This is a genomic window from Micromonospora sp. NPDC005298 (assembly GCF_040607375.1).
GTDB lineage: Bacteria > Actinomycetota > Actinomycetes > Mycobacteriales > Micromonosporaceae > Micromonospora.
The window spans coordinates 476,211-495,910 of sequence record NZ_JBEXGP010000001.1 but is presented as its reverse complement, the minus strand read 5'-3'; the positions used below and the strand labels follow the sequence as shown (position 1 = coordinate 495,910).

The window sequence follows — 19,700 nt, the reverse complement described above, 5'->3', positions numbered from 1 at the left end:
TCACTCGTCCTCGACGTAGCGGGGACGGGCGATCGCCATGCCCGCCGCCGTCTGCACGGCGAGCGCGGCCAGCAGGAATCCGATGGGCGCGGTCCAGCCGCCGGTGATCTCGTAGAGGATGCCGACCATCAGCGGGCCGAGGGCCGCGATGACGTACCCGGTGCTCTGCGCGAACGCCGAGAGCGCGACGGTCCCCTCGGCGGTGCGCGCGCGCAGGCCGATGGCGGTCAGGATCATCGGGAACGCGCCCTGGCCGATGGCCAGCAGGGTCACCCAGAGCAGCGCGGCGCCGCGTGGTGCGATCGCCAGTCCCAGGTAGGCGAGCGTCGACGCGGTGGTCAGCCCGAGCACCAGTGGCCGCAGGCTGGTCATCCGGCCGGCGACGGTGGGCATCAGCAGCGCGATCGGCACACCGAGCGCGGTCACCCCGGCGAGCAGCAGCCCGGCTGCCTCCGGCTGGTAGCCGGCGTCGCGGAACAACTGGGCCAGCCAGCCCATGATCGCGTATCCGCTGAGTGACTGCGCCCCGAAGTAGAGGGCCATGGCCCAGCCCAGGCGGGTCCGCGCCGGCCGGACCCGGGTGGGCGTGGCGACGGCCGCCGTCGGGGTCGCGCGCCGTGCGCGCGCCCGGGTCCGCAACGCCAGCGGCACCCACGGGAGTACGGCCACCGCGGCCATCGCGGCCCAGACGCCCAGCCCGGCCCGCCAGGAGCCGAAGGCGTGCGCGATCGGCACGGCGGAGGCCGCGGCCACCGTCGTCCCGAGGGTCAACGACATCGTGTACGCCCCGGTGACCAGGCCGGTCCGGTGCGGGAAGTGCTGCTTGACCAGCATCGGCAGCAGGATGTTGGCGACCGCGATGCCGGCCAGCGCCAGCGCGCTGGTGAACACGAAGATCCACGCCGAGTCGGTGGTGGCCCGGAGCACCTGCCCAGCGGTGAGGGCGAGCATGGCGACCACCAGCACCCGGGCCGGCGCCACCCGGCGGACCAGCCACGGGGTGAGCGCGCCGAGGCCGGCGAACGCGATGGTGGGCAGGGTGGTGACCAGGCCGGCCATGGTGCCGGAGAGCCCCAGCCCGTCGCGGACCTCGTCGAGCAGGGCGCCGAGGCTCGTCACCACGGCGCGCAGGTTGAGCGCGACCAGCAGCATGCCGACCAGCACGAGCGCGCCACCGGTCGCCGGGTGCGTCCGGCGGCCCGGGTCGCGCGCCGGGCGGGTGTCGGCGGCGGGAGCGGGCGGTGCCGGAGCGGCGGTGGGTGGCGGGGTCATGACCTCTAACCTACAATCATGGGATGAATCTGGGACCGGTGATGTAACCAGTGCCACCGTCGGTCGATTCCCCCTCCGCGCCGCCGGTGCCGCCTCGCGGCCACCGCGTCCGGCAGACCATCGAGCAGCTCCGGGCCCGGATCCTGGGCGGCGAGTGGCCGGTCGGCGGGCGCATCCCCACCGAGCCGCAACTCGTCGCCGCGCTGGGCGTGGGCCGCAACACCGTCCGCGAGGCGGTCCGCGCCCTGGTGCACGCCGGGGTGCTGGAGTGCCGGCAGGGCTCCGGCACGTACGTGGTGTCCACCGACGAACTGGCCCCCGTGGTGGCCCGCCGGCTCGGCGACGACCGGATGACCGAGGTCGTCGAGGTGCGGCGCGCCTTCGAGGTGGAGGCCGCCCGACTCGCCGCGCTGCGGCGTACACCCGAGGATCTGGCGGCGCTCGACGGCGCGCTCGCCGACCGCGAGGCCGCCTGGCACGCCGGCCGGGTCGACGCGTTCGTCGAGGCCGACGCGGCGCTGCACACGGCGGTTGTCGCCGCCGCGCACAACACCATGCTCGCCGAGCTGTACGCCTCGGTCGGCGCCGCCCTGCGCAGCACCGTCGCCCAGGCGATGGGTGACGCGCTCACCCCCGAGCGCTACGTCGACCACGGCCGGCTGGTCGAGGCGATCCGGGCCGGCGACCCCGGCCGGGCCGCGATCGAAGCCGGCGCTTTTCTGGAGCCGGCCGGAGGGGCATAGGTTGTCCGCGACGGAAAACCGGACACCTCGGGAGTACGGATGCTCAAGGGCTTCAAAGACTTCATCATGCGCGGCAACGTCGTCGACCTGGCGGTCGGTGTCGTCATCGGCGCCGCGTTCACGGGCGTGGTCACCCAGCTCACCAAATCGTTCCTGGAACCGCTGATCCGGGTCTTCGTGCTGCTCATCACGGGCAGCGACAAGGGCCTGGCGGGCACGGCGCCCACGTTCCGCGGCATCCCGTTCGACTGGATCGCCTTCGTCAACGCGGTGATCACCTTCCTGCTCACCGCGGCGGCGCTGTACTTCCTGGTCGTCTACCCGATGAACCGGCTGGCCGAGCGGCGCAAGCGGGGCGAGGAGCCGCCGCCCTCGGCGCCGAGCGAGGAGGTCAAGCTGCTCACCGAGATTCGGGACGCCCTGGTCTCGGCCGGCCACACCACCCCGGGCCAGCAGCGCGGGGCACTCGACGACGTGCTGGGCCGCCGGCACGAGCCGCCGGCGCCGCGCTGACCGAACGGATGCACATCGGCCCCTGCGGGAATCCCGCAGGGGCCGCACCTTCTCGTACGTGTGTTCGATAGAGTCCCGCCATGGAGCAGCGCAAGCACTGGTGGAACGGGAAGTGGGGGCGGCTGGCCCGGCGGGACGTCTTCCTGCGGGTGGACGCCGACCGGTGGCACGTCGAGCAGCGGGCCGGCGGCGCCGAAGGCATCTCCCGGTTCTACGAGTACGACAGTGCGGACGAGGCCGAGGAGACGGTCCGGGCCCTGCTCGACGGCACGGACACCTGGCGTGAACTGTCCCCCCGCCCGCCGGGCAGCTGGACCCTCCCGAACGGCTGAGCGGCCCGGTGGAGCGGCGACGGCGTTTAGCGCCGTACCGTCCCGGGAACCGCGATGTGATGGACCAGCAGGACGAGCAGCAGGCGACCATCTCGCGGATCACCACCGGGATGCCGGTGATCGACGTTGCCGGCACCGAGGTCGGGACGGTCGACCTCGTCCAGCGGGGCGACCCGAACGCGGTGACCGTGCAGACCCCGACCGCCGACCCGGGCAGCAGCCTGGACGAGCTGATCGAGGCGACGGCGGTCGAGGAGCCGGACGTGCCGGCCGACCTGGCGGCGCGGCTGCTGCACAGCGGCTACCTGAAGGTCTCGACCGAGCTGTCGCGCACCGGCGCGGTCTACGTACCGGCCGACCGGATCGGATCGGTGGCCGACGGCCGGGTCCTGCTCGCCGTGGGCGTGGCCGACCTGCCCGCCGAGGAGTGACGCCCACCCCCGCACACGCCGTACGGTCGACGGATGTCGCTGGTGCCACCGGAGCCGGAGCTGTCCGACGGCGTCGTCCGGCTCCGGCCGTGGACGATGAGTGATCTCGACTGCGTCCGGCAGGCCGCGACGGATCGTCGGATCGTCGAAGCCACCACCGTGCCGGTCCGGTTCAGCGAGGAGGCGGGCCGTGCCTTCGTACGCCGGCAGTGGGGTCGGAGCACCGACGGAGCCGGCGTCTCGCTGGCGGTGGCCCGGGTGGACACGGACGTCGCGCTCGGTTCGATCACGCTGCTGTTGCGGCCCCAGCCGGGCGTGGCCGGTCTCGGCTACTGGCTGATCCCCGCCGGACGCGGGCAGGGACTGGCCGGCCGGGCGGCGCGGCTGCTCACGGAGTGGGCGCTCACGACCGCCGGCCTGTCCCGGGTGGAGGCGTGGGTCGAGCCGGACAACCGGGCGTCCCGGCGGGTGCTCGCGGCGGCCGGCTTCGTGGAGGAGGGTGTGCTGCGCAGCTTCCTCGCCTTCGCGGATCGTCGGGCGGACGCCGTGGTCCTGTCCCGCGTCCCGGGGAGCGAGTAGCGGAGGTTCACACCGACTCAGTGGACGGGGACGTCGCCGTTTCGCTGATCCGCAGTGGATCTCTCCGGAGTGCCGGGCGGAGCCTCGGCCGCGGAACGGCGGCGGAAGAGCAGCAGCATCAGGCAGCCGGCGACCAGTCCCCAGAACGCGCCGCCCACTCCGATCAGCGTCACCCCGGACGCGGTCACCACGAAGGTGACAACGGCCGCCTCGCGGGTCGCCGGGTCGGTCACCGCCGCCGCGAGCGCGGTGGCGAGCGCGCCCAGCAGGGCCAGGCCGGCGACGGCCTCGATGAGGATCGGCGGGGCGACGGCGACCAGCGCGGTGGCGACGCCGGCACCCAGGCCGAGCAGGGCCAGTCCGACGCCGGCGGTGACCGAGGCGACCCACCGGCGTTCCGGGTCCGGGTGGGCGTCCGGGCCGGCGGCCAGGGCGGCGGTGATCGCCGCGAGGTTGACGGCGTGCCCGCCGGCCGGTGCGGCGAGCAGGCTGGCCAGACCGGTGGCCCGCAGCGCGGCCCCGAACGGCGGCCGGTAGCCGTAGCCGACCAGCACCGCCATGCCGGGTACGTTCTGCGCGGCCATGGTGACCAGGAACAGCGGCAGCGCGAGTCCGACCAGCGCGGACGCGTTCCAGGCCGGCGCGGTCAGGGTGACCGACGGGAGCAGCGCGGCGCCGCCCAGTCCGGTCGACGGCGAGGTCAGCGCGATCGCCACCACCGCCACGAGCAGTGCGCCGGGCACCGCCCAGCGGCGGGCGAACCGGTGCAGCAGCAGCCAGCCGACGACCACCGGGCCGGCCACCGTGGGCACCTCGACGAGCGCGCGGACCGGGGCGGTGCACAGCGGCAGCAGCACCCCGGCGAGCATCGCGCCGGCCACCGGCTTGGGGATGGCGGCCACCGCCCTGCCGAGCGGCGGGAACAGTCCGGCCGCGACGATCAGCAGGCCGGAGACGAGGAACGCGCCCACCGCGACCGGCCATCCGCCGGGCGGTGACCCGGTCGCGACCAGCAGCGCCGCACCCGGCGTCGACCAGGCCACGCTCATCGGTATCCGGTGTCGCCAGCCCAGCCAGACGGCGGTGAGCCCGCTCGCGACGCAGAGGGCGAGCAGGCCCGAGGCCGCCTGCGCGTCCGACGCGCCGGCGGCCCGGAGCCCGGCCAGCACGACTGTGAACGAGCTGGCGAAGCCGACGAGCGCGGTCACCACGCCGGCCAGCACCGGTTGTGCGCGTCCAGCCATCCCACCCTCCCGAGCTGTTCCGTTTACGGAACGGAAGCGTGTAGCACGATAGCCGGGTGCCACATCCACCACCAGCCCACCGACCGGGACTCGACGTGGACCCCGCAGTCGTCGGACGCCGGGTCCGCGCCCTGCGCGAGGAGCGGGGCATCTCGCTGTCCACACTGGCCCGGCTCGCCGGCGTCGGAAAGGCCACCCTCTCCGGCCTGGAGAACGGCACCCGCAACCCGACCCTGGACACGCTCTGGGCGGTCACCGCGCAGCTCGGCGTACCGTTCACCGCCCTGCTCGCCGAGCCGACAGCCGAGCCCGTCGTGCACGGCACCGCCGTCACCGCCACCCTGCTGGAGGTGTTCACCGACACCGACGCGACCTACGAGCTGTACCGGATGCGGGTGGCGCCCGGCGTCACGCAACTCTCCCCCGCACACCAACCCGGCGTCACCGAGCACATCACCGTCTTCGCCGGCGTGCTGCGCGCCGGCCCGGCCGACGCGCCGCTCACCGCCCCGGCCGGCGGTCACCTCCGCTGGGTCTCCGACGTGCCGCACACCTACGCGACGGTGGGCGACGACGAGGTCGCAGCCAGTCTGCTGCTGCGTTATCCGCGCCCCCGAGCCTGAATTCGCAATCATTTCTCGGCCTGAGACGGGAGCCGTAGAGACGAACCCGGGGTGTTCTTGGCAAGCTTGTCCCCATGACGCTGATCCTCCGCTCGGTCATCCTCAACGACATCGGTCTGGTCCGCACCAACAACGAGGACTCCGCCCTCGCCGGTGACCGCCTGATCGCCGTCGCCGACGGCATGGGCGGGCTGCCCGCGGGTGAGGTGGCGAGCGAGATCGTGATCCGGATCCTGGACGAGCTGGCCCCGCCGAACGACCCCGACGGGGCCGCGGACGCCCTGCGTGCCGTGGTCAGCACCGCCAATCAGCGCATCCACGCCGCGATCACCGTCGACCCGGCCCGCGAGGGGATGGGTACGACGCTCACCGCGGCGCTGCTCGCCGGGGAGACGCTGGTGCTGGCCCAGGTCGGCGACTCCCGCTGCTACCTGCTGCGCGACGGTGAGCTGACCCAGCTCACCCGGGACGACACGTTCGTGCAGGCGCTTGTCGACCAGGGCACGCTCTCCCCCGACCAGGCCCGGCACCATCCGCAGCGGTCCCTGGTGACCCGGGCCGTGCAGGGCGCCGACACCCCGCCGGCAGTCGGTGTGCTCACCGTCGTCCCCGGCGACCGGCTGCTGCTGTGCAGCGACGGGCTCTCCGACTACGTCGAGGACGACGCCATCGCCACGGCGCTGGGCATGTACGCCGACCGCCAGCAGTGCGGCGAGCAGCTGGTGAAGCTGGCCCACCACGCCGGCGCCCCGGACAACGTCACTGTCGTCGTCTCCGACGTCATGACTCGCTGACCTCGCCCGACCCGCCCGAGCGGTCACCGGACCGTCCGGCCGGGTCTCCGGTCGGCCTCAGTAGGTAGTTGTGCCATCTAGGCTCAGCCGGGGCCTGCTGCACGGGCTCGTCGTCACCGCCCTGCTGGTCCTCGGCGTGGCCACCGTCGCCAGTGTGCGGCTGAGGCGCCGCCGGCACCTGCGCCACCTGCCCGTCGGCTGACGGATCCGGCCAATCCGGTTGCCGGCACCCGCTCGGCGGGTTGAGATGAGCGGATGACCATCCGACGGGTGACCGCCGACGAGCGTCTCACCACCAGTTTCCCGCTGGCCGCGTACGCGTTCGAGTCGTCGCCGCTCGCCGCGTCGCGGGTCGAGCAGTTCCGCGACTACCTGCCCTACCACCAGGGCAACACGACGCTGGCCGTGCAGGAGGACGGCGAGACGCTCGCCGCCGTCTCGGCCATTCCGATGCGGCAGAACCTGCGCGGGACGGTCCTGCCGATGGCCGGCGTCGCCGGGGTGGCCACCCATCCGCTGGCCCGCCGGCAGGGGCACGTACGGACGCTGCTGCACCGGCTCCTCGACGAGATGCGCGACGAGGGGCACCCGCTCAGCGCGCTCTACCCGTTCCGGCCCAGCTTCTACGCCCGGTTCGGCTACGTGGGCCTGCCCAAGCCGCGCACCGTCACCTTCACCCCCGCGGATCTGGGGTCGTTGCTGCGTGCCGAGCTGCCCGGCGAGTTGGGCTGGGAGCGGATCGCCACCGGCTACCCGGTGTGGCGGGCGTTCACCGAGCGCTGCCTCGCGCAGCGGCACGGCTTCGCGACCTTCCCGGACTACCGGGACGCCGGACTGCGCGACCGGGACGAGCACTGGCTGCTCACCGCCCGGGTGGACGGCCAGGTCACCGGCGCGATCACGTACCGGATCGACGAGCACGGCGGCACCCTGCACGGCAACGAACTGCTCGCCACCGACCCGCTCGCGCGGACGCTGCTGTTGCAGTTCTTCGCCAGGCACGTCGACCAGGTCGATCGGGTCACCGTCCAGGTCCCGCCGGACGAACTGCCGGAGCTGTGGCTCACCGACCTGGACGTGCACGTCGAGGCGCGGGTGGGCCGGCCGGGCTCGTCCGCGCCGATGGCCCGGCTGCTGTCGCTCGACGCGCTGCGCGGGCTGCCCGCCGGGCCGGGCCGGGTACGCGTCGAGCTGACCGGCGACCGGTGGCTGGCCGGCACGCACCTGCTGGACGGCACGACAGGCACCCTGGAGGTGGTCGACGGCGACAGCGGCCCGGCACCGACCGCCACGCTCACGGCGGCCGGGCTCTCCGCCCTGGCGTACGGGGTGCTGGACCCGGCCGAGCTGCCGTTGCGAGGGCTCGGCGACGTCTCGGCCGACGCCGCCGCCGAGCTGCGCGGCGTCTTTCCGCGCGTGGTGCCGTACCTCTTCGCGGACTTCTGAGCGCGGTTTGCCGCAGGTGCCCCACCGGGTACGGTCCCGGGAATGCCGGAGTGGTTGCAGGCGGGTGGATGGGGACTGCTGGCCGGGTCGGCGCTGCTGGTCGGGGCGGCGGTCGGGTGGTTCGCGCGCGTGCCGCAGCGGCTCACCGCGTCGATCATGGCGTTCGGCGCGGGTGTGCTGCTCTCCGCCGTGTCGTACGAGCTGATCGAGGTCGCCCGTGACCAGGGCGGACTGCTGCCCACCGTTCTCGGCGCGACCGGTGGTGCGGTTGTCTACACCGTGGCCAACCTGGTTCTCGCCCGGCACGGCGCACGGCACCGCAAGCGGTCCGGCGACCAGCAGCCGTCCGAGGACGAGAAGCCCGGCTCCGGCTCGGCCATCGCGGTGGGCGCGCTGCTGGACGGCGTACCGGAATCGGTGGTGATCGGCGCCAGCCTGCTCGGCGGTGGCGCGGTCAGCGTGGTCACGGTGGTGGCGGTGTTCCTCAGCAACGTTCCCGAGGGGCTGTCCAGCGCGGCCGGTATGCGCCAGGCCGGCCGGTCCCGACGGTACGTGTTCCTGCTGTGGACCGGCATCGCGCTGATCAGCGGGGTCGCCGCGCTGGTGGGCAACACCCTGCTCGGTGGCGCGCCGCCGGAGGTGCTGGCCGGCATCACAGCGTTGGCCGCCGGGGCGATCCTCGCGATGATCACCGACACGATGGTCCCGGAGGCGTTCGAGAACGCCCACCTGCTCGTCGGTCTCATCACTGTCGCCGGCTTCCTGACCGCCTTCGCACTGTCCCACGCCGGAGCGTCCGCCCAGCCTTAGCCGCATGGCGGATTCGTCGGGACGCCGTGGCGGCTCCTAGCATCACCTGGTGCGCATGACGTCGCTAGCCGCTCTGCTCGTCCTCGGTGTCGCCACCGCGACCCTGCCCGCCTGCGCGTCCGACAAGCCGACGCCGGCCACCGCGCCGACCGCCTCGCCGGAGGCCGTGACGACCGGCGACCAGGACGTCGTACCGGCCGGCCGGGACGGCCTCGGCGGTCCCGGGGCGAGCGCCAGCCCGAAGCCCGCGGCGAAGGCGCTCGCGGCCGGCAACCCGAACGGCAGGGCCTCCGTCCCGGCCGAGGCCCGCGCGGTGGACACCTCGAAGCCGACCCGGACCATCGGCACCGGCACCCCCGCGAGCTGCACCTCGGCGGCGGTGGTGAAGGCCGTCGCGGCCGGCGGGGTGATCACGTTCAACTGTGGACCGGCGCCGGTGACGATCAAGATGGCCGCCACCGCGAAGGTCCGCAACGCCAACGGTCCGAAGGTCGTGCTGGACGGCGGCGGCACTGTCACCCTCAGCGGCCAGGGGCAGCGCCGCATCCTCTACATGAACACCTGCGACGAGGCCCAGGGCTGGACCACCTCGCACTGCCAGAACCAGGACCACCCGCAGCTCACCGTGCAGAACCTGACCTTCGCCGACGGCAACTCCACGGGCGACAAAGCCGAGGGTGGTGGCGGTGGCGCGATCTTCGTACGCGGCGGGCGGCTCAAGGTGGTCAACTCGCGCTTCGTCGACAACCGCTGCGACCGCACCGGCCCCGACCTGGGTGGCGCGGCCGTCCGGGTGCTGAGCCAGCACGAGAACAAGCCGGTGTACGTGGTGAGCAGCACCTTCGACGGCGGCTCCTGCTCGAACGGAGGGGCGCTGAGCAGCATCGGCGTGTCGTGGGTGGTGCTGAACAGCCTGCTGAGGAACAACGAGGCGATCGGCAGTGGCGCCAACCCGGCCAAGTCGGGTACGCCCGGCGGCGGCAGCGGCGGCGCGATCTACTGCGACGGCAACGAGTTCACCGTCCGCATCGCCGGCACGGTCATCGAGAACAACAAGGCCAACGAGGGCGGCGGCGCGATCTTCTTCGTCAGCAACAACCGCACCGGCACCATGAAGATCGAGAACTCGACCCTGCGCCGCAACCCCAGCGGCAAGTTCGAGACCGCCGGCTACCCCGGCATCTTCTTCCTGGGAGCGCGGAACCCCACGGTGACCGGCTCCAAACTGAGCTGACCCCGTGGTCCCGCCCCCAGGCGCCGCGATCAGCGGGGCTGGCCGTCAGTAGGGGTTGCCCTGACCCGGTGGCCTTCCCGCGAGAAGGCCGCTGGGGCGGCCGGGCTGGTTCGCGACTGCGGACATCGGCGGACTGCCGGTGTGGTCGCCGCCGGCCATCCCGATCAACAGCTCCTTGAGGGCGGTGAGCGCGTCGACCTTCGGCGTCCAGCCCAACTCGGTCTCCGCCCGCTCGCTGGACATCAGCGGGGCGTTCAGGCCCAGCTCCACCCAGCCCGCGTCGACAGGTTGCAGCCGCGCCCGCCACGTCAGCGCCGCCGCCGCCCGCAGCACCGGCGCCGCGACCGGCACCGTCCAGCCGTGGAAGTGCCGGGCCACCAGCTCCGGAGTCAACACCGGGTCCGCGGCGACATTGAAGGCGCCGCGCGCATCACCCATAACCGCCCTGGCGTACGCGTCAGCCACATCATCGGCGTGCACCGCCTGCATCCGTAGCCGGCGGTTGGTGGGCACCAGCGGGATCCGGCCGAAGCGCAGCAGCCGCACCGGAGCGAACGGCCCCAGGAAGTAGCGGGTGATCTCCACCCCGGCATCCCGCTGAAAGATCAACCCCGGCCGCAGCCGTACCACCCGCAGGGCCGGGTGCTCCCGCTCCAACCCGTCCAGCAGCGCCTCCACCTCCGCCTTGTGCTCGCTGTACGACGAGCCGGGCACGCCGGTCGCCGGCCACCGCTCACTGATCGGATGGTCCTTCGGACCGGGCGCGTACGCGCCGACCGACGACGCGTACACCAGCGCCGGCACCCCCGCCCGGACCACCGCCTCGAACACCGCCCGACTGCCGTCGACGTTGGTCCGGCGCAACACCCGCTGATCATGGCTGGGCTGGATCTGCCAGGCCAGGTGCACCACCGCGTCCGCACCCGCGAAGATCTCGGCCAACTGGGGTGGGGCAGTCGGCGCGCCGATGTCACAGGAATGCCACTCCACCTGGTCGTACGGCGTACCGGCATCCGGGCCGGGCAACCGCCGGGCCACCCCGGCCAGCTCCACACCCCGCTCCCGGCGCAGCCGCCGCAGCACCGCCGTACCGACGTTGCCGCTCGCCCCCACCACCACGATCCGCATGCCCGACCCCGTACCCGTCCAGCACGGCCTCAACCGCCCGCGTTGGCCTCACTTGATCAACTCGGCGTGCTGCCTTCCCGATCAGGGGCGCGGCGAGTTCCTGACCCAGCCGTGTTTCTCCTTGCCGCGCCGGCCTGCGGTGGCCGCCAGGCAGCGCGGGCAGATCCAGCCCACCGCGTCCGCCTCGGTGAGCACATCGGTGCCCGAGTAGTCGAAACGCACATGCGGGAAGCGCCGCAACCGGGTCCGGCTGAGCGCCAGACCGCAGACGGTCTGGTTCTGGCCGGGCAGCCAGGCGTGCACCTCGCCACCCGGCTGGCGTACGCCGTCCGGCCCGATCTCCTCCCCGGACGCCGCCACGGCCGGGCTGCTACTCGCTCCCATGCCCAACCGGTTCCCCGGCCGGCCCCACCCATGCACGGTGATGTCGCTTGATCAACTCCACGTTGCCGGCCTTTTGATGATCGGGTGGTCCGGGCGGGTGCCGCCAGGCATCGACGGCCGGCCGGAAGCCGAGAGTCAGCGATGCTGACTGTCAGGTAACCTGAGCGCGCGGGCCGCTAGCTCAATGGCAGAGCTGTGGACTTTTAATCCATAGGTTCAGGGTTCGAGTCCCTGGCGGCCCACTCCGCTCCAACTCAGCGGCCCTCTGGGGGGCCGCTCTTGTTGTGCTCTCCGGGCCTGCACAGCAGCGCAGTCCAGCAGTAGTCGGCGACGCCGGCGCATGTCAACGTAGGCCGCCTGAGGTACAGCAGGGCGTCTCCGTCGGAGAGCCAGCCGGAACCGATGTAGGTGAGGGTGCCAACGGGGATCGTGTCTGCGAGTTCGTCGTCTTCGGTGCGACGGTAGGTGGCGCGGGAGTCGCGGAGCCGGCCGAAGGTGACGGAGTAGCGGCGGGCCTTGGTGAGGAAGAGACCGCCGAAGCCGAGCATGTGCGCCCAGCGGCGCAGCCCGCCCGTAGACGTTCGGTTGGGTGTCAAGGCCGCCGTGACAGTCGGTGACGGTTGCGGCGTCGCTGCTCGCATCGCGGTGTGGGTGGGCCTGCCGAGATGCCAGCAGGCGTCGATGAGGCGGGCAGCGTGGTCGCCTTCGGGATCGGCGTAGTCGTCGATGGTGGCGGGACTGAGCCGGGCGGACTCGTGGCCGATGGCTTCCGTGGCCTTGGTGGCGTACTTGGCAGGATAGGCGGCCACCTTGCCGTCAGCCAGCTCGCCGCCGACGGTGTTGATGCCTTCAGCAGCACCACGTAGAGAGTCGAGCCGGCAGGCGGGGGCCTCCCGGCAATACGCGCCGTGTCCCCACCACGGCCTCATCTCGCCTCCAGGCGTCGAGCGCTGCTTAACGCGATACTGTCCACATGAGTTCCGATCAGGCAAAATTGACGAGCTCCATCACCAGACCACAGTGCGGACGTGCCGGAGGGGCCTGTGGCCTCCAATTCAAGTCCAGACGACGACGTTATTTATCCGACCTTCTGGCGCCACATCTTAAGAGAGCTCCGCCCTTCTTCAGATGCTCTCAGCAGATCATGGAACGAGCTGGCGACCAAGCGTAATCGGAGGCATCGTAAGAGCCCATATCCATTACCACTTCCGCCCTTGCGGAATAGAGCTTACTACATGTCCTGCTGGTGGTAGGACCGAAGCACGCGCGGGTGGTTCCCGGGGCGATCCATGTCCCCGCACAGTCGCGGTGATAGATATAGTCGTCGCTTGGGTAATCTTCGAGAAGGCTCAGCTTGGGGGAATAGACCCAGAGGCTTTGAGACGTGTAGTTCGAAACCGTCGCCACTGATTGTACGTCGTTATTCGCATTAATGATGACGCAGGCCCTGATGTATAGGCTGCCATAAAGTGATACTGGCTCGTTAGTGCAAGACCAGCTGCTTGTCTGGGTGTAGGACTTCCATGGGAGGTTGTACGCCGCCTGCGCAGGCGATGGGACACCGAGAAGCCCTCCAATAATCGCCAATGAAGACGCGAGAATTCGATTTCGGGCGTTGCGCATAGATTTCTCCAGGAGTTCGCTCAGAGGGCTGAGTTGGGACATTATCACACTGTCAATGTCGAGCAAGGTCGCAAAAGCAGCGAATGGTTCTTACGCGTAATTCGGGCTGCTCGGCCGCGAATGACCCACCCATCGAACGCCAGGATGCTGAGTGGCGGCTCCACTTCGAAAATCTCCATCGTGATGGCGAACTGAGCGTGCCGCAGAATCTGCATCGTCACCCGGGGTGCACGCCCAGTTCCGCCAGGAGCGCGCAGGTACGCCGAGCGTCCCGCACAGTGATCCGCCCCGCGGAGTCGCAGCGCCGGTCCCGGAAACGGTTGAAGTTGCGTGGCTCGACCGGCCGACCGTAGCGGGTGGGTGAAGATCAGGTCAGATGCCTGCCAGGCCGGGCCGGCGGCATCCAGGGGCAGCAGACTGTGCGGCGCGGCGGCGGTCGAGCGCCACGGTGCAGATGTCCGGCAGCGGCAGGGTGGCGTCCGAGGCGCCGTGGACCAGGGCGACTGTCGTGCCGGTGGTGTCGATCATGATGCTCCACTCCGACCGTTGACGGGTGCTGGCAGCGTCGTCAGCGGTGCTCGCCGAAGACCGCCGCGGCCACCTGGTAGCTGTCGAACGCCCGGGCCGCCCCCGCGTACGCCTCCAGGTGGATGAAGAGCTCGACGATCTCCTCCTTGGTCACGCCGGACGTCAGCGCGATGCGCAACTGCCCCCGCAGCGGCTCGTGGGTGCCCAGCGCCGCCGCGACGGCCACCGAGATCAGGCAGCGGCTCCGCAGGTCCAGGCCCGGTCGCGGCCACGAGTCGCCGAAGGTGTGCTCGGTCGCCAGCCGCCGGAAGTCCTGACCGACCGTGGGTTCCCCGTCGGCCAGCGGCAGGGTCAACGGTTGGCCGAGGAGGCGCTCCGCGGTGTCGAGGGCCTGCTGGTATCGAGGATCGTCGGGCATGCGTTGCCACCTCCGCACGTGTCAGCCGATCGACTGCCGTTCGGTTCGTTCGGTTCCAGCATCGCGCCCACCCCGGCGTTCGGTCGGCCGTTCGGGGAAAGCGGCGAGAGCTGCGCGCGGAGTACGACCGCGCCCCGTGTCGCTGGCTCTCTACCTGGCCGCCCAACTCGTCAACGCGGCACACGACCTCTCCCGCGTCCCCGCCGGCCACCTCCATCACCGCTTCCTCGGCTGGACCCGATGAGCATCCTGCGACCCGGCGACGAGAAGTTCACTACAGCGACGGCTCCCACAAGTGGATCCCGCCGGACCCGGACTACGACCAGGCGGTCTGGAACGAGCAGGTCCGCCAGCACAAGCTAGGCCATCTGAGAAACGAGCGCCCCAAGGTCCGCATCCAACGCCTCGTGTGACACCAGCAGGACAGCAGCGATGTACAGCAACCGTGTCAGCCGAGCCCCCGAGAAGCGCCTCAGCAGGCCGGATGACCTCAAACCACACCGCAGAAGGCCCGTCCGCCGGCAATCCATAGGTCCAGGGTTCGAGTCCCTGGCGGCCCACTCTTCCGCAGGTCACCACCCCCTCGTTGGGGTCGTTGGCGGCCATCTCGGCTCCTACAGAACCTCCGGGAGTGGAGTGAAAGCCCGCTCCCGAGGTACAGTTTTCTGTACGTACCTGGAGGTGATCATGCGGACGGTGAACTTCACCCAACTAAGACAAAACCTGGCCGGCGAACTCGACAGCGTCATCAACGACGCCGAGGAAGTGGTCGTGACCCGGTCGGGCCACGAGCCGGTGGTGATCGTTTCCCTGGCCGAGTACGAGTCGATGAAGGAAACCGAGTACCTCCTGCGGAGCCCGAGCAACGCCGCAGCTCTTCGCCGATCGATCGCGGAGCTTGAGCACGGCGACACGGCCGAGCGGGAACTGACCGATCCGGCCGCCGAGCGGGACATCGCGTGAGGCTGGTCTTCACCGCGACAGCCTGGAACCAGTACCTCAGCCACACCGACCGTAAGCTGGTCAAGCGCATCAACGACCTCATCGCGGACGTGATGCGCAACGGGTACGAGGGCATCGGCAAGCCGGAGCCCCTCCGGGGAGAGTTGTCCGGCTTCTGGTCCCGTCGAATCGATCGCGAACACCGGCTGGTGTATCGGATCACCAAGGAAGACGTCGAGATCATCGCCTGCCGATACCACTACGGCGACCGATAGCACCCGACTGAAACCAAAAGCGCCGGGGTAGCGGCGGCCGGGCTATCCATGAACGTTGGTGAGCTTCGAGAGTGGCTTTCGACCCAGGATGAGCGATCGCCTGTGTACGTCCTGGGCGTCAGCGAGAGCGGCGAAGTTGTGCAGGAGTGGAACGTCAACCTGGGTACCGGTCAGGGTCCGTCCGACGAGATGGAACGCCGTGATCATCTCGTGGGTGCACTCCGCAGAAGTCGAGGCGAGGTACCAGGAGCGATACAAGTCGCAGGAGCAGTGAGCGGCGGACGAGGACACAGCTTCGGCCCGTGCTGTCACTCTTGCGACGGTGGGGCGTGACCCGGTCACGGGGCTACGGGGTGATCGGCGGCGCGGCACACTGTCTGCTGTGGGGACGCCGGCGCCGATCACGGCTCATGACATGACTGTCGCTCTGGACTACGGGCAGTTCACTCTCTCCGGTACGACGGGCGTCGACTCGGACCTGAGCATGCTCGGACGGGAGGCGCAGGCCGGCCAGCACATCGCCAGCGACGATCACACGGTGCTCGTGTACGTGCCGCACCAGAACAATTTCGAGATGCCACTCCGGGTCGAGGTGTGGGCCGAGCCGCCGCCCCGGGATTTCGGGCGGTGGGAAGAGATTTTCGAGTGCGCGTTGCAGATCGACGGCGGAGAGCTGTGGTACGGCTCGCCGACGTTGGAGTACAGGCGGTGTGAGGTGCCCGACGGGCGATACGGGGTGCGCATCTGCGGCCGGGGCTTCGTCAACCGGGGCTGGCCCGGTTCCACCAGACCAGGCGACGTCTGGCGCGTGCAGCTGTGGCCGTCCACGAGGAACCTGCCGGACCGCAGGATCCGGGCCTGGCATCCGCCGGAGCCGACGACCGGGCCCGTCTCGCCGATCACGTGAGCGGGCGCTGGTAGCTTGACGCGTCCCGCGAGAAGTGGAGTCTGTCCGTGCCCAGGATGGTGCTGCGTAGGTTGGTCGCGGTGGTGGCCGTTTCGGTGGTGACGGGCTGTGCTTCTTCAACGGCTCAACCGGTGGACCAAGCGGCCAACGAAACGACGCCGGCGACAGCCGCAGTTCCGGCGACCGGCGGATCCGGGTACTCCGCGGCGCTGTCGGCACGCTTGGTGACCACGGAGTCGCTGCCGGCCGGATTCACTGTGGACATCGCGACTGTGATGGCCCGGGACGCTGGGGACAGCCATTCCGGTGCAGACCCATCCTGTACGCACGAGATGATTCCGCTGCTGTCCGCCCGGCGGCTGACCGGCACCCCGTCGGCGATCGCCGCAGCCACCCTCAGCTATGACGCGGGTCCCGATGACTTCTGGGTGGGCACCGAAGTCCTCCGGACCTACGCCGATGACGGTGCCCGACGAGCGATTGCCGACCTGCGAGCCTTCATCGACCGTTGTCCCACCGCTTCGCCGTCCGCTCAGGTCGGCGGCGCCACCCACCGCTACGCATCGGCGCCAGGGCCCCGGTTGGGCGATGAGAGTGTCCACGTCAGCTGCACCGCGACGACGGGCGCTGACGCGCTGAAGTGCGACGTCCTGCTCGTCCGGATCGGAACCACTCTGGTGGTGATCCAGGAGGAGGGCAACAAACCCGGCAACGACGGGTTGCTCACCCAGGTCGCCGATGCTGCGCTCCACAGGTACCAGTCGACCGCATCCTGAGCCCCGCCGTCACTCGCGCCGGGCGGCTCCGAGGAGGGCGTACGTCACAAGGCCCGTGACCGCCAGGACGGCCGCGACCACGGCGGCGGGCCGGCTGGTGTGGGGTTGTCCCGCCCAGGTGGCGAGCGCCCCCCACGTGCCCGACTGGGGGAACATGGCCGCGACGACAGCCCAGCCCATGGGGAGGAACCAGGCGCGGGCCGCGCCGACGACCGCCGCGCAGAGGGCGGTGAGGCCGAGCAGGCCGGCGGAGTCGCGGACCACGAGCGCGGCGGGGCCGAACCGGGCGCCTGTGGGTTGGGTGGCGAGCAGCACGACGAGTACGACCGCCAGCGCGGCCAGCAGGTGGACGGCTCGGCGCCACGGCCAGTGCAGTGCGGCCGTGCGTTCCAGGTCTTCGTCCGGGGCGGCGAGCGTGGTCGACAGGACCGCCACCATCAGCATGACAGTCAGGACGACGAGCAGGAGGATGGCGTCGCGCTCGGTGGAGAGGGTCAGCCACAGCGCCCAGATGAGGGCTGCGGCGCCGACGGACGCGGCAAGTGCCAGGGGTACGCGTCGTGCGCGCAGGTGCAGGGTCATCGGGACAGCAGCCCGGTGGGGTCCTGGCAGGCGAGGAGGGCGTCGCGTACCGCGGTCACGCGGGCGAGCGCTTCCGGTGCGGGGAGCTTCTGCAGGCCCTGCCACAGTTCCACCGCTTCGGCGTTGAGCTGCGGTTCCTCCTCGATCATTTCGGGGATGACGCCGACGTCGGAGACCGGCTCGCGGCCGAGCAGGTGGTAGGCGGCTGCCCGTTCGACCGCGCCGTTGCGCTCGCATTCCGGGTTGCCGTATCCGGTGCCCAGGCCGAAGACCATCTCGGGGACCACTGCGTCGGGGTGGGCGAGGCCTCCGTGGTCGTCGATCCGGACGGTGATCGTGACGATGCCTGCGTCACGCGTCGGCGCGTCCTCGACGGGGTAGGCCCACCTTTCCTCATGCGCCTGCGTGGGGGCGTCCGGCAGTTTCGCGAGGACGGCCAGGCCCTCGCGGGCGAGTGGGGTCAACGCGTCAAGCACGTTCGAGTTGACGCGTGTGACGCAGACCTTCGGCGCGTCGTCGGTGCAGACGAGTTCGCGGGCCACGGGGTCGATCGGTGCGACGAGGGCGGCCTCGTCGCGGGGGACGATCGCCGCCGCGGCGCCGAACCCGAGCAGCACCGGCAGGACGGCTGCCACCGAGGTCCGTGGGCCTCGGGCGACAAGCAGGAGTACGCCGGTAAGCGCGAGCCCGCCCATGAAGAGGGCGAGTACGGCGGTGACCCGCGGGTCGATGGTCTGGAACGCGTAGAACGGGCTGCTGCCGTAGGCGGGGGACATGATCGCGCCCATCCAGTCCGGTCGCATGATCGCGGTGAAGAAGACAAGCAGCACACCGGCCACGGCGAGCACGGGTGCGGTCACCAGAGCGGGCAGCAGTCGTCCGATGCCCAGGCCGAGCCAGGCGGCCGCGACGAGGGAGAGCGCGCCGACGAGCGTGATGGCGACGACGTCCGGCGGGAAGTAGGCGGCGGTCGAGGCGATCCACAGGCCGCCGGCACCGACCACGAGCAGGAAGGCGAGCCCGACCGAGGCTCCCATCGCGACGAGGACCGGCAGCATCCGGCGGGCGCGGGACCGGGGTGTGGTGGCGAACAGTTCGCCGACCTTGGCCCGGTGCTCGCGGCGGCCCTGCCACGCTCCTGCGGCCAGGGCGATCGGCCACAGCAGGATCATGTACTCCTTCACCGTCAGCGCGAGGGACATCCAGCCCTCCGACCAGCGTCCCGGTGCGGTGTAGAGGGCGGCGACGCCGACCGTCACCGTGATCAGGGCGGCGCCGGCCGCGGCGGAGCGCCGCAGTTCGATCCCGAGGACGCTCATCGGGTGGCCTCCGCGAGGTGGCTGCGGAGCAGGGCCGAGTAGCCGCGTTCGGCGGGACTGTCGCCCGGGTGGCGTTCGTCGCCCTGTTCGGCGAGCGCGGCCGGTGTGCCCTGCCACACCAGCTGGCCCTCGTTGATCAGCACGACCTCTGTGCAGGCGGCGACCACGTCCTCGACGAGATGGGTGGAGACCAGCACGCAGGCGTCAGTACCCAGGTCGCGCAGCAGCTCGCGCAGGTCGAGGCGCTGCTCGGGGTCGAGGCCGACTGTCGGCTCGTCCAGCAGCAGGACCTGCGGGTCGTTGACGATGGCCTGGGCGACGCCCGCCCGGCGCAGCATCCCGCCGGAGAGTGTCCGGAGCTTGGCGTCGGCCTTGGCGCTGAGCCCCACCCGGTCGATCGCGCGCTGGGTGGCCGCCGGGATGTCGCGCTTCGGCATCTCCTTCAACCAGGCCATGTACGACACGAACTCGCGCACCGTGAACCGCGGGTAGTAGCCGAAGTGCTGCGGCAGGTAGCCAAGCGCGCGCCGGGCCTGGCGCAGGTCGGCGCGGCCGTCGACCGAACTGCCGAGCAGGGTGAGCCGGCCTCCGGCCGGCTTGAGCACGGTGGCGATGGCACGCATCAACGTCGTCTTGCCGGCGCCGTTGCGCCCCAGCAGTCCGTGCACGCCCGTGCCCAGGCTCAGGTCGAGCCCGTCGACGGCCAGGTGGCGGCCGGCCCGTACCTTCAGCGCCTCGGCGTGGACGGCCCAGGGGTGGATGGTGGTGGCCGTCTCGGCCGTACTCACCGCTCGCAT

General features: G+C 71.2%; 23 protein-coding genes, 1 tRNA gene and 3 pseudogenes. 17 read left to right on the top strand and 10 right to left on the bottom strand.

Going from position 1 to position 19,700, the window contains the following annotated elements:
• On the bottom strand, positions 1–1,272 hold the full coding sequence (locus tag ABZS77_RS02450) for an MFS transporter (protein WP_354815912.1): 1,272 nt from the start codon (positions 1,270–1,272) through the stop codon (positions 1–3).
• Between the two features lie 50 nt (positions 1,273–1,322).
• Between ABZS77_RS02450 and ABZS77_RS02445 the strand changes: the two genes are divergently transcribed.
• The 5 genes from ABZS77_RS02445 (at position 1,323) to ABZS77_RS02425 (ending at position 3,870) form a co-directional block, all read left to right on the top strand.
• Positions 1,323–2,015, top strand: a complete 693-nt coding sequence (locus ABZS77_RS02445) for a FadR/GntR family transcriptional regulator (protein WP_354815909.1) — start codon at positions 1,323–1,325, stop codon at positions 2,013–2,015.
• A gap of 39 nt (positions 2,016–2,054) precedes the next feature.
• Positions 2,055–2,528 carry a large conductance mechanosensitive channel protein MscL gene (mscL, locus tag ABZS77_RS02440; protein WP_354815906.1) on the top strand — a complete coding sequence of 158 codons (474 nt, stop codon included), beginning with the start codon at positions 2,055–2,057 and terminating at the stop codon, positions 2,526–2,528.
• 80 nt (positions 2,529–2,608) lie between these two features.
• Positions 2,609–2,860 carry a hypothetical protein gene (locus ABZS77_RS02435; protein WP_354815903.1) on the top strand — a complete coding sequence of 84 codons (252 nt, stop codon included), beginning with the start codon at positions 2,609–2,611 and terminating at the stop codon, positions 2,858–2,860.
• Positions 2,861–2,919: 59 nt separating this feature from the next.
• Entirely contained in the window at positions 2,920–3,291 is a 372-nt protein-coding gene (locus ABZS77_RS02430; RefSeq protein ID WP_354815900.1) for a hypothetical protein, read from the top strand.
• 33 nt (positions 3,292–3,324) lie between these two features.
• Positions 3,325–3,870 carry a GNAT family N-acetyltransferase gene (locus ABZS77_RS02425; protein WP_354815897.1) on the top strand — a complete coding sequence of 182 codons (546 nt, stop codon included), beginning with the start codon at positions 3,325–3,327 and terminating at the stop codon, positions 3,868–3,870.
• Between the two features lie 17 nt (positions 3,871–3,887).
• Here ABZS77_RS02425 and ABZS77_RS02420 read toward each other — a convergent pair whose 3' ends face one another.
• Positions 3,888–5,114 (bottom strand): benzoate/H(+) symporter BenE family transporter, encoded by a 1,227-nt coding sequence (locus ABZS77_RS02420; protein WP_354815894.1) that lies wholly within the window; start codon positions 5,112–5,114, stop codon positions 3,888–3,890.
• A 95-nt stretch (positions 5,115–5,209) separates the two neighbouring features.
• Between ABZS77_RS02420 and ABZS77_RS02415 the strand changes: the two genes are divergently transcribed.
• The 6 genes from ABZS77_RS02415 to ABZS77_RS02390 all read left to right on the top strand — a co-directional run bounded on the left by ABZS77_RS02415 (position 5,210) and on the right by ABZS77_RS02390 (position 10,021).
• Positions 5,210–5,737, top strand: a complete 528-nt coding sequence (locus ABZS77_RS02415) for an XRE family transcriptional regulator (RefSeq protein WP_354815891.1) — start codon at positions 5,210–5,212, stop codon at positions 5,735–5,737.
• Between the two features lie 74 nt (positions 5,738–5,811).
• Positions 5,812–6,531, top strand: a complete 720-nt coding sequence (locus ABZS77_RS02410; protein WP_354815888.1) for a PP2C family serine/threonine-protein phosphatase — start codon at positions 5,812–5,814, stop codon at positions 6,529–6,531.
• A gap of 70 nt (positions 6,532–6,601) precedes the next feature.
• Positions 6,602–6,733: a hypothetical protein gene (locus tag ABZS77_RS02405; RefSeq protein ID WP_354815885.1), complete on the top strand. Its 132-nt coding sequence runs from the start codon at positions 6,602–6,604 to the stop codon at positions 6,731–6,733.
• Positions 6,734–6,786: 53 nt separating this feature from the next.
• A complete protein-coding gene (locus ABZS77_RS02400) occupies positions 6,787–7,977 on the top strand; it encodes a GNAT family N-acetyltransferase (RefSeq protein WP_354815882.1) in 1,191 nt (396 codons plus the stop codon).
• Between the two features lie 42 nt (positions 7,978–8,019).
• Positions 8,020–8,787, top strand: a complete 768-nt coding sequence (locus ABZS77_RS02395) for a ZIP family zinc transporter (RefSeq protein ID WP_354815879.1) — start codon at positions 8,020–8,022, stop codon at positions 8,785–8,787.
• 55 nt (positions 8,788–8,842) lie between these two features.
• Positions 8,843–10,021, top strand: a complete 1,179-nt coding sequence (locus ABZS77_RS02390; protein ID WP_354817113.1) for a hypothetical protein — start codon at positions 8,843–8,845, stop codon at positions 10,019–10,021.
• Positions 10,022–10,066: 45 nt separating this feature from the next.
• Here the strand turns inward: ABZS77_RS02390 and ABZS77_RS02385 are convergent, their stop codons facing one another.
• Together ABZS77_RS02385 and ABZS77_RS02380 are read right to left on the bottom strand one after the other, a co-directional pair.
• The gene (locus ABZS77_RS02385) at positions 10,067–11,149 is read right to left on the bottom strand and encodes an NAD-dependent epimerase/dehydratase family protein (protein ID WP_354815876.1); all 1,083 of its coding nucleotides are present in this window, start codon (positions 11,147–11,149) and stop codon (positions 10,067–10,069) included.
• Positions 11,150–11,230: 81 nt separating this feature from the next.
• Positions 11,231–11,533, bottom strand: a complete 303-nt coding sequence (locus tag ABZS77_RS02380) for a hypothetical protein (RefSeq protein ID WP_354815873.1) — start codon at positions 11,531–11,533, stop codon at positions 11,231–11,233.
• Positions 11,534–11,703: 170 nt separating this feature from the next.
• Here ABZS77_RS02380 and ABZS77_RS02375 point away from each other — a divergent pair.
• A tRNA-Lys gene (locus ABZS77_RS02375) sits at positions 11,704–11,775 on the top strand.
• A gap of 123 nt (positions 11,776–11,898) precedes the next feature.
• On the opposite strand, the pseudogene ABZS77_RS02370 reads toward ABZS77_RS02375, so the two are convergent.
• From ABZS77_RS02370 to ABZS77_RS02360, 3 genes and pseudogenes are all read right to left on the bottom strand, one after another.
• Positions 11,899–12,462: pseudogene (locus ABZS77_RS02370) on the bottom strand (replication initiator); the annotation flags it as partial.
• Positions 12,463–13,323: 861 nt separating this feature from the next.
• Positions 13,324–13,642: pseudogene (locus ABZS77_RS02365) on the bottom strand (site-specific integrase); the annotation flags it as partial.
• A gap of 82 nt (positions 13,643–13,724) precedes the next feature.
• On the bottom strand, positions 13,725–14,102 hold the full coding sequence (locus tag ABZS77_RS02360; protein WP_354815870.1) for a carboxymuconolactone decarboxylase family protein: 378 nt from the start codon (positions 14,100–14,102) through the stop codon (positions 13,725–13,727).
• Positions 14,103–14,235: 133 nt separating this feature from the next.
• Here ABZS77_RS02360 and ABZS77_RS02355 point away from each other — a divergent pair.
• The 5 genes and pseudogenes from ABZS77_RS02355 to ABZS77_RS02335 form a co-directional block, all read left to right on the top strand.
• A pseudogene (locus ABZS77_RS02355) lies at positions 14,236–14,346 on the top strand (flavin reductase); the annotation flags it as partial.
• Between the two features lie 443 nt (positions 14,347–14,789).
• A complete protein-coding gene (locus ABZS77_RS02350; RefSeq protein ID WP_354815868.1) occupies positions 14,790–15,065 on the top strand; it encodes a type II toxin-antitoxin system prevent-host-death family antitoxin in 276 nt (91 codons plus the stop codon).
• Complete coding sequence (locus ABZS77_RS02345) at positions 15,062–15,319, top strand: Txe/YoeB family addiction module toxin (protein ID WP_354815865.1); 258 nt, start codon at positions 15,062–15,064, stop codon at positions 15,317–15,319. Before ABZS77_RS02350 ends, ABZS77_RS02345 begins: the two co-directional genes overlap by 4 nt.
• 415 nt (positions 15,320–15,734) lie before the next feature.
• A complete protein-coding gene (locus ABZS77_RS02340) occupies positions 15,735–16,226 on the top strand; it encodes a hypothetical protein (RefSeq protein WP_354815862.1) in 492 nt (163 codons plus the stop codon).
• Positions 16,227–16,273: 47 nt separating this feature from the next.
• Complete coding sequence (locus ABZS77_RS02335; protein WP_354815859.1) at positions 16,274–17,002, top strand: hypothetical protein; 729 nt, start codon at positions 16,274–16,276, stop codon at positions 17,000–17,002.
• Positions 17,003–17,011: 9 nt separating this feature from the next.
• On the opposite strand, the gene ABZS77_RS02330 is transcribed toward ABZS77_RS02335, so the two are convergent.
• From ABZS77_RS02330 to ABZS77_RS02320, 3 genes are read right to left on the bottom strand one after another with little or no spacing between them, the layout of a single operon-like run.
• On the bottom strand, positions 17,012–17,584 hold the full coding sequence (locus ABZS77_RS02330; protein ID WP_354815856.1) for a hypothetical protein: 573 nt from the start codon (positions 17,582–17,584) through the stop codon (positions 17,012–17,014).
• The gene (locus tag ABZS77_RS02325; protein WP_354815853.1) at positions 17,581–18,903 is read right to left on the bottom strand and encodes a hypothetical protein; all 1,323 of its coding nucleotides are present in this window, start codon (positions 18,901–18,903) and stop codon (positions 17,581–17,583) included. The genes ABZS77_RS02330 and ABZS77_RS02325 overlap by 4 nt, the downstream gene beginning before the upstream one ends.
• Positions 18,900–19,700: an ATP-binding cassette domain-containing protein gene (locus ABZS77_RS02320; protein ID WP_354815850.1), complete on the bottom strand. Its 801-nt coding sequence runs from the start codon at positions 19,698–19,700 to the stop codon at positions 18,900–18,902. The genes ABZS77_RS02325 and ABZS77_RS02320 overlap by 4 nt, the downstream gene beginning before the upstream one ends.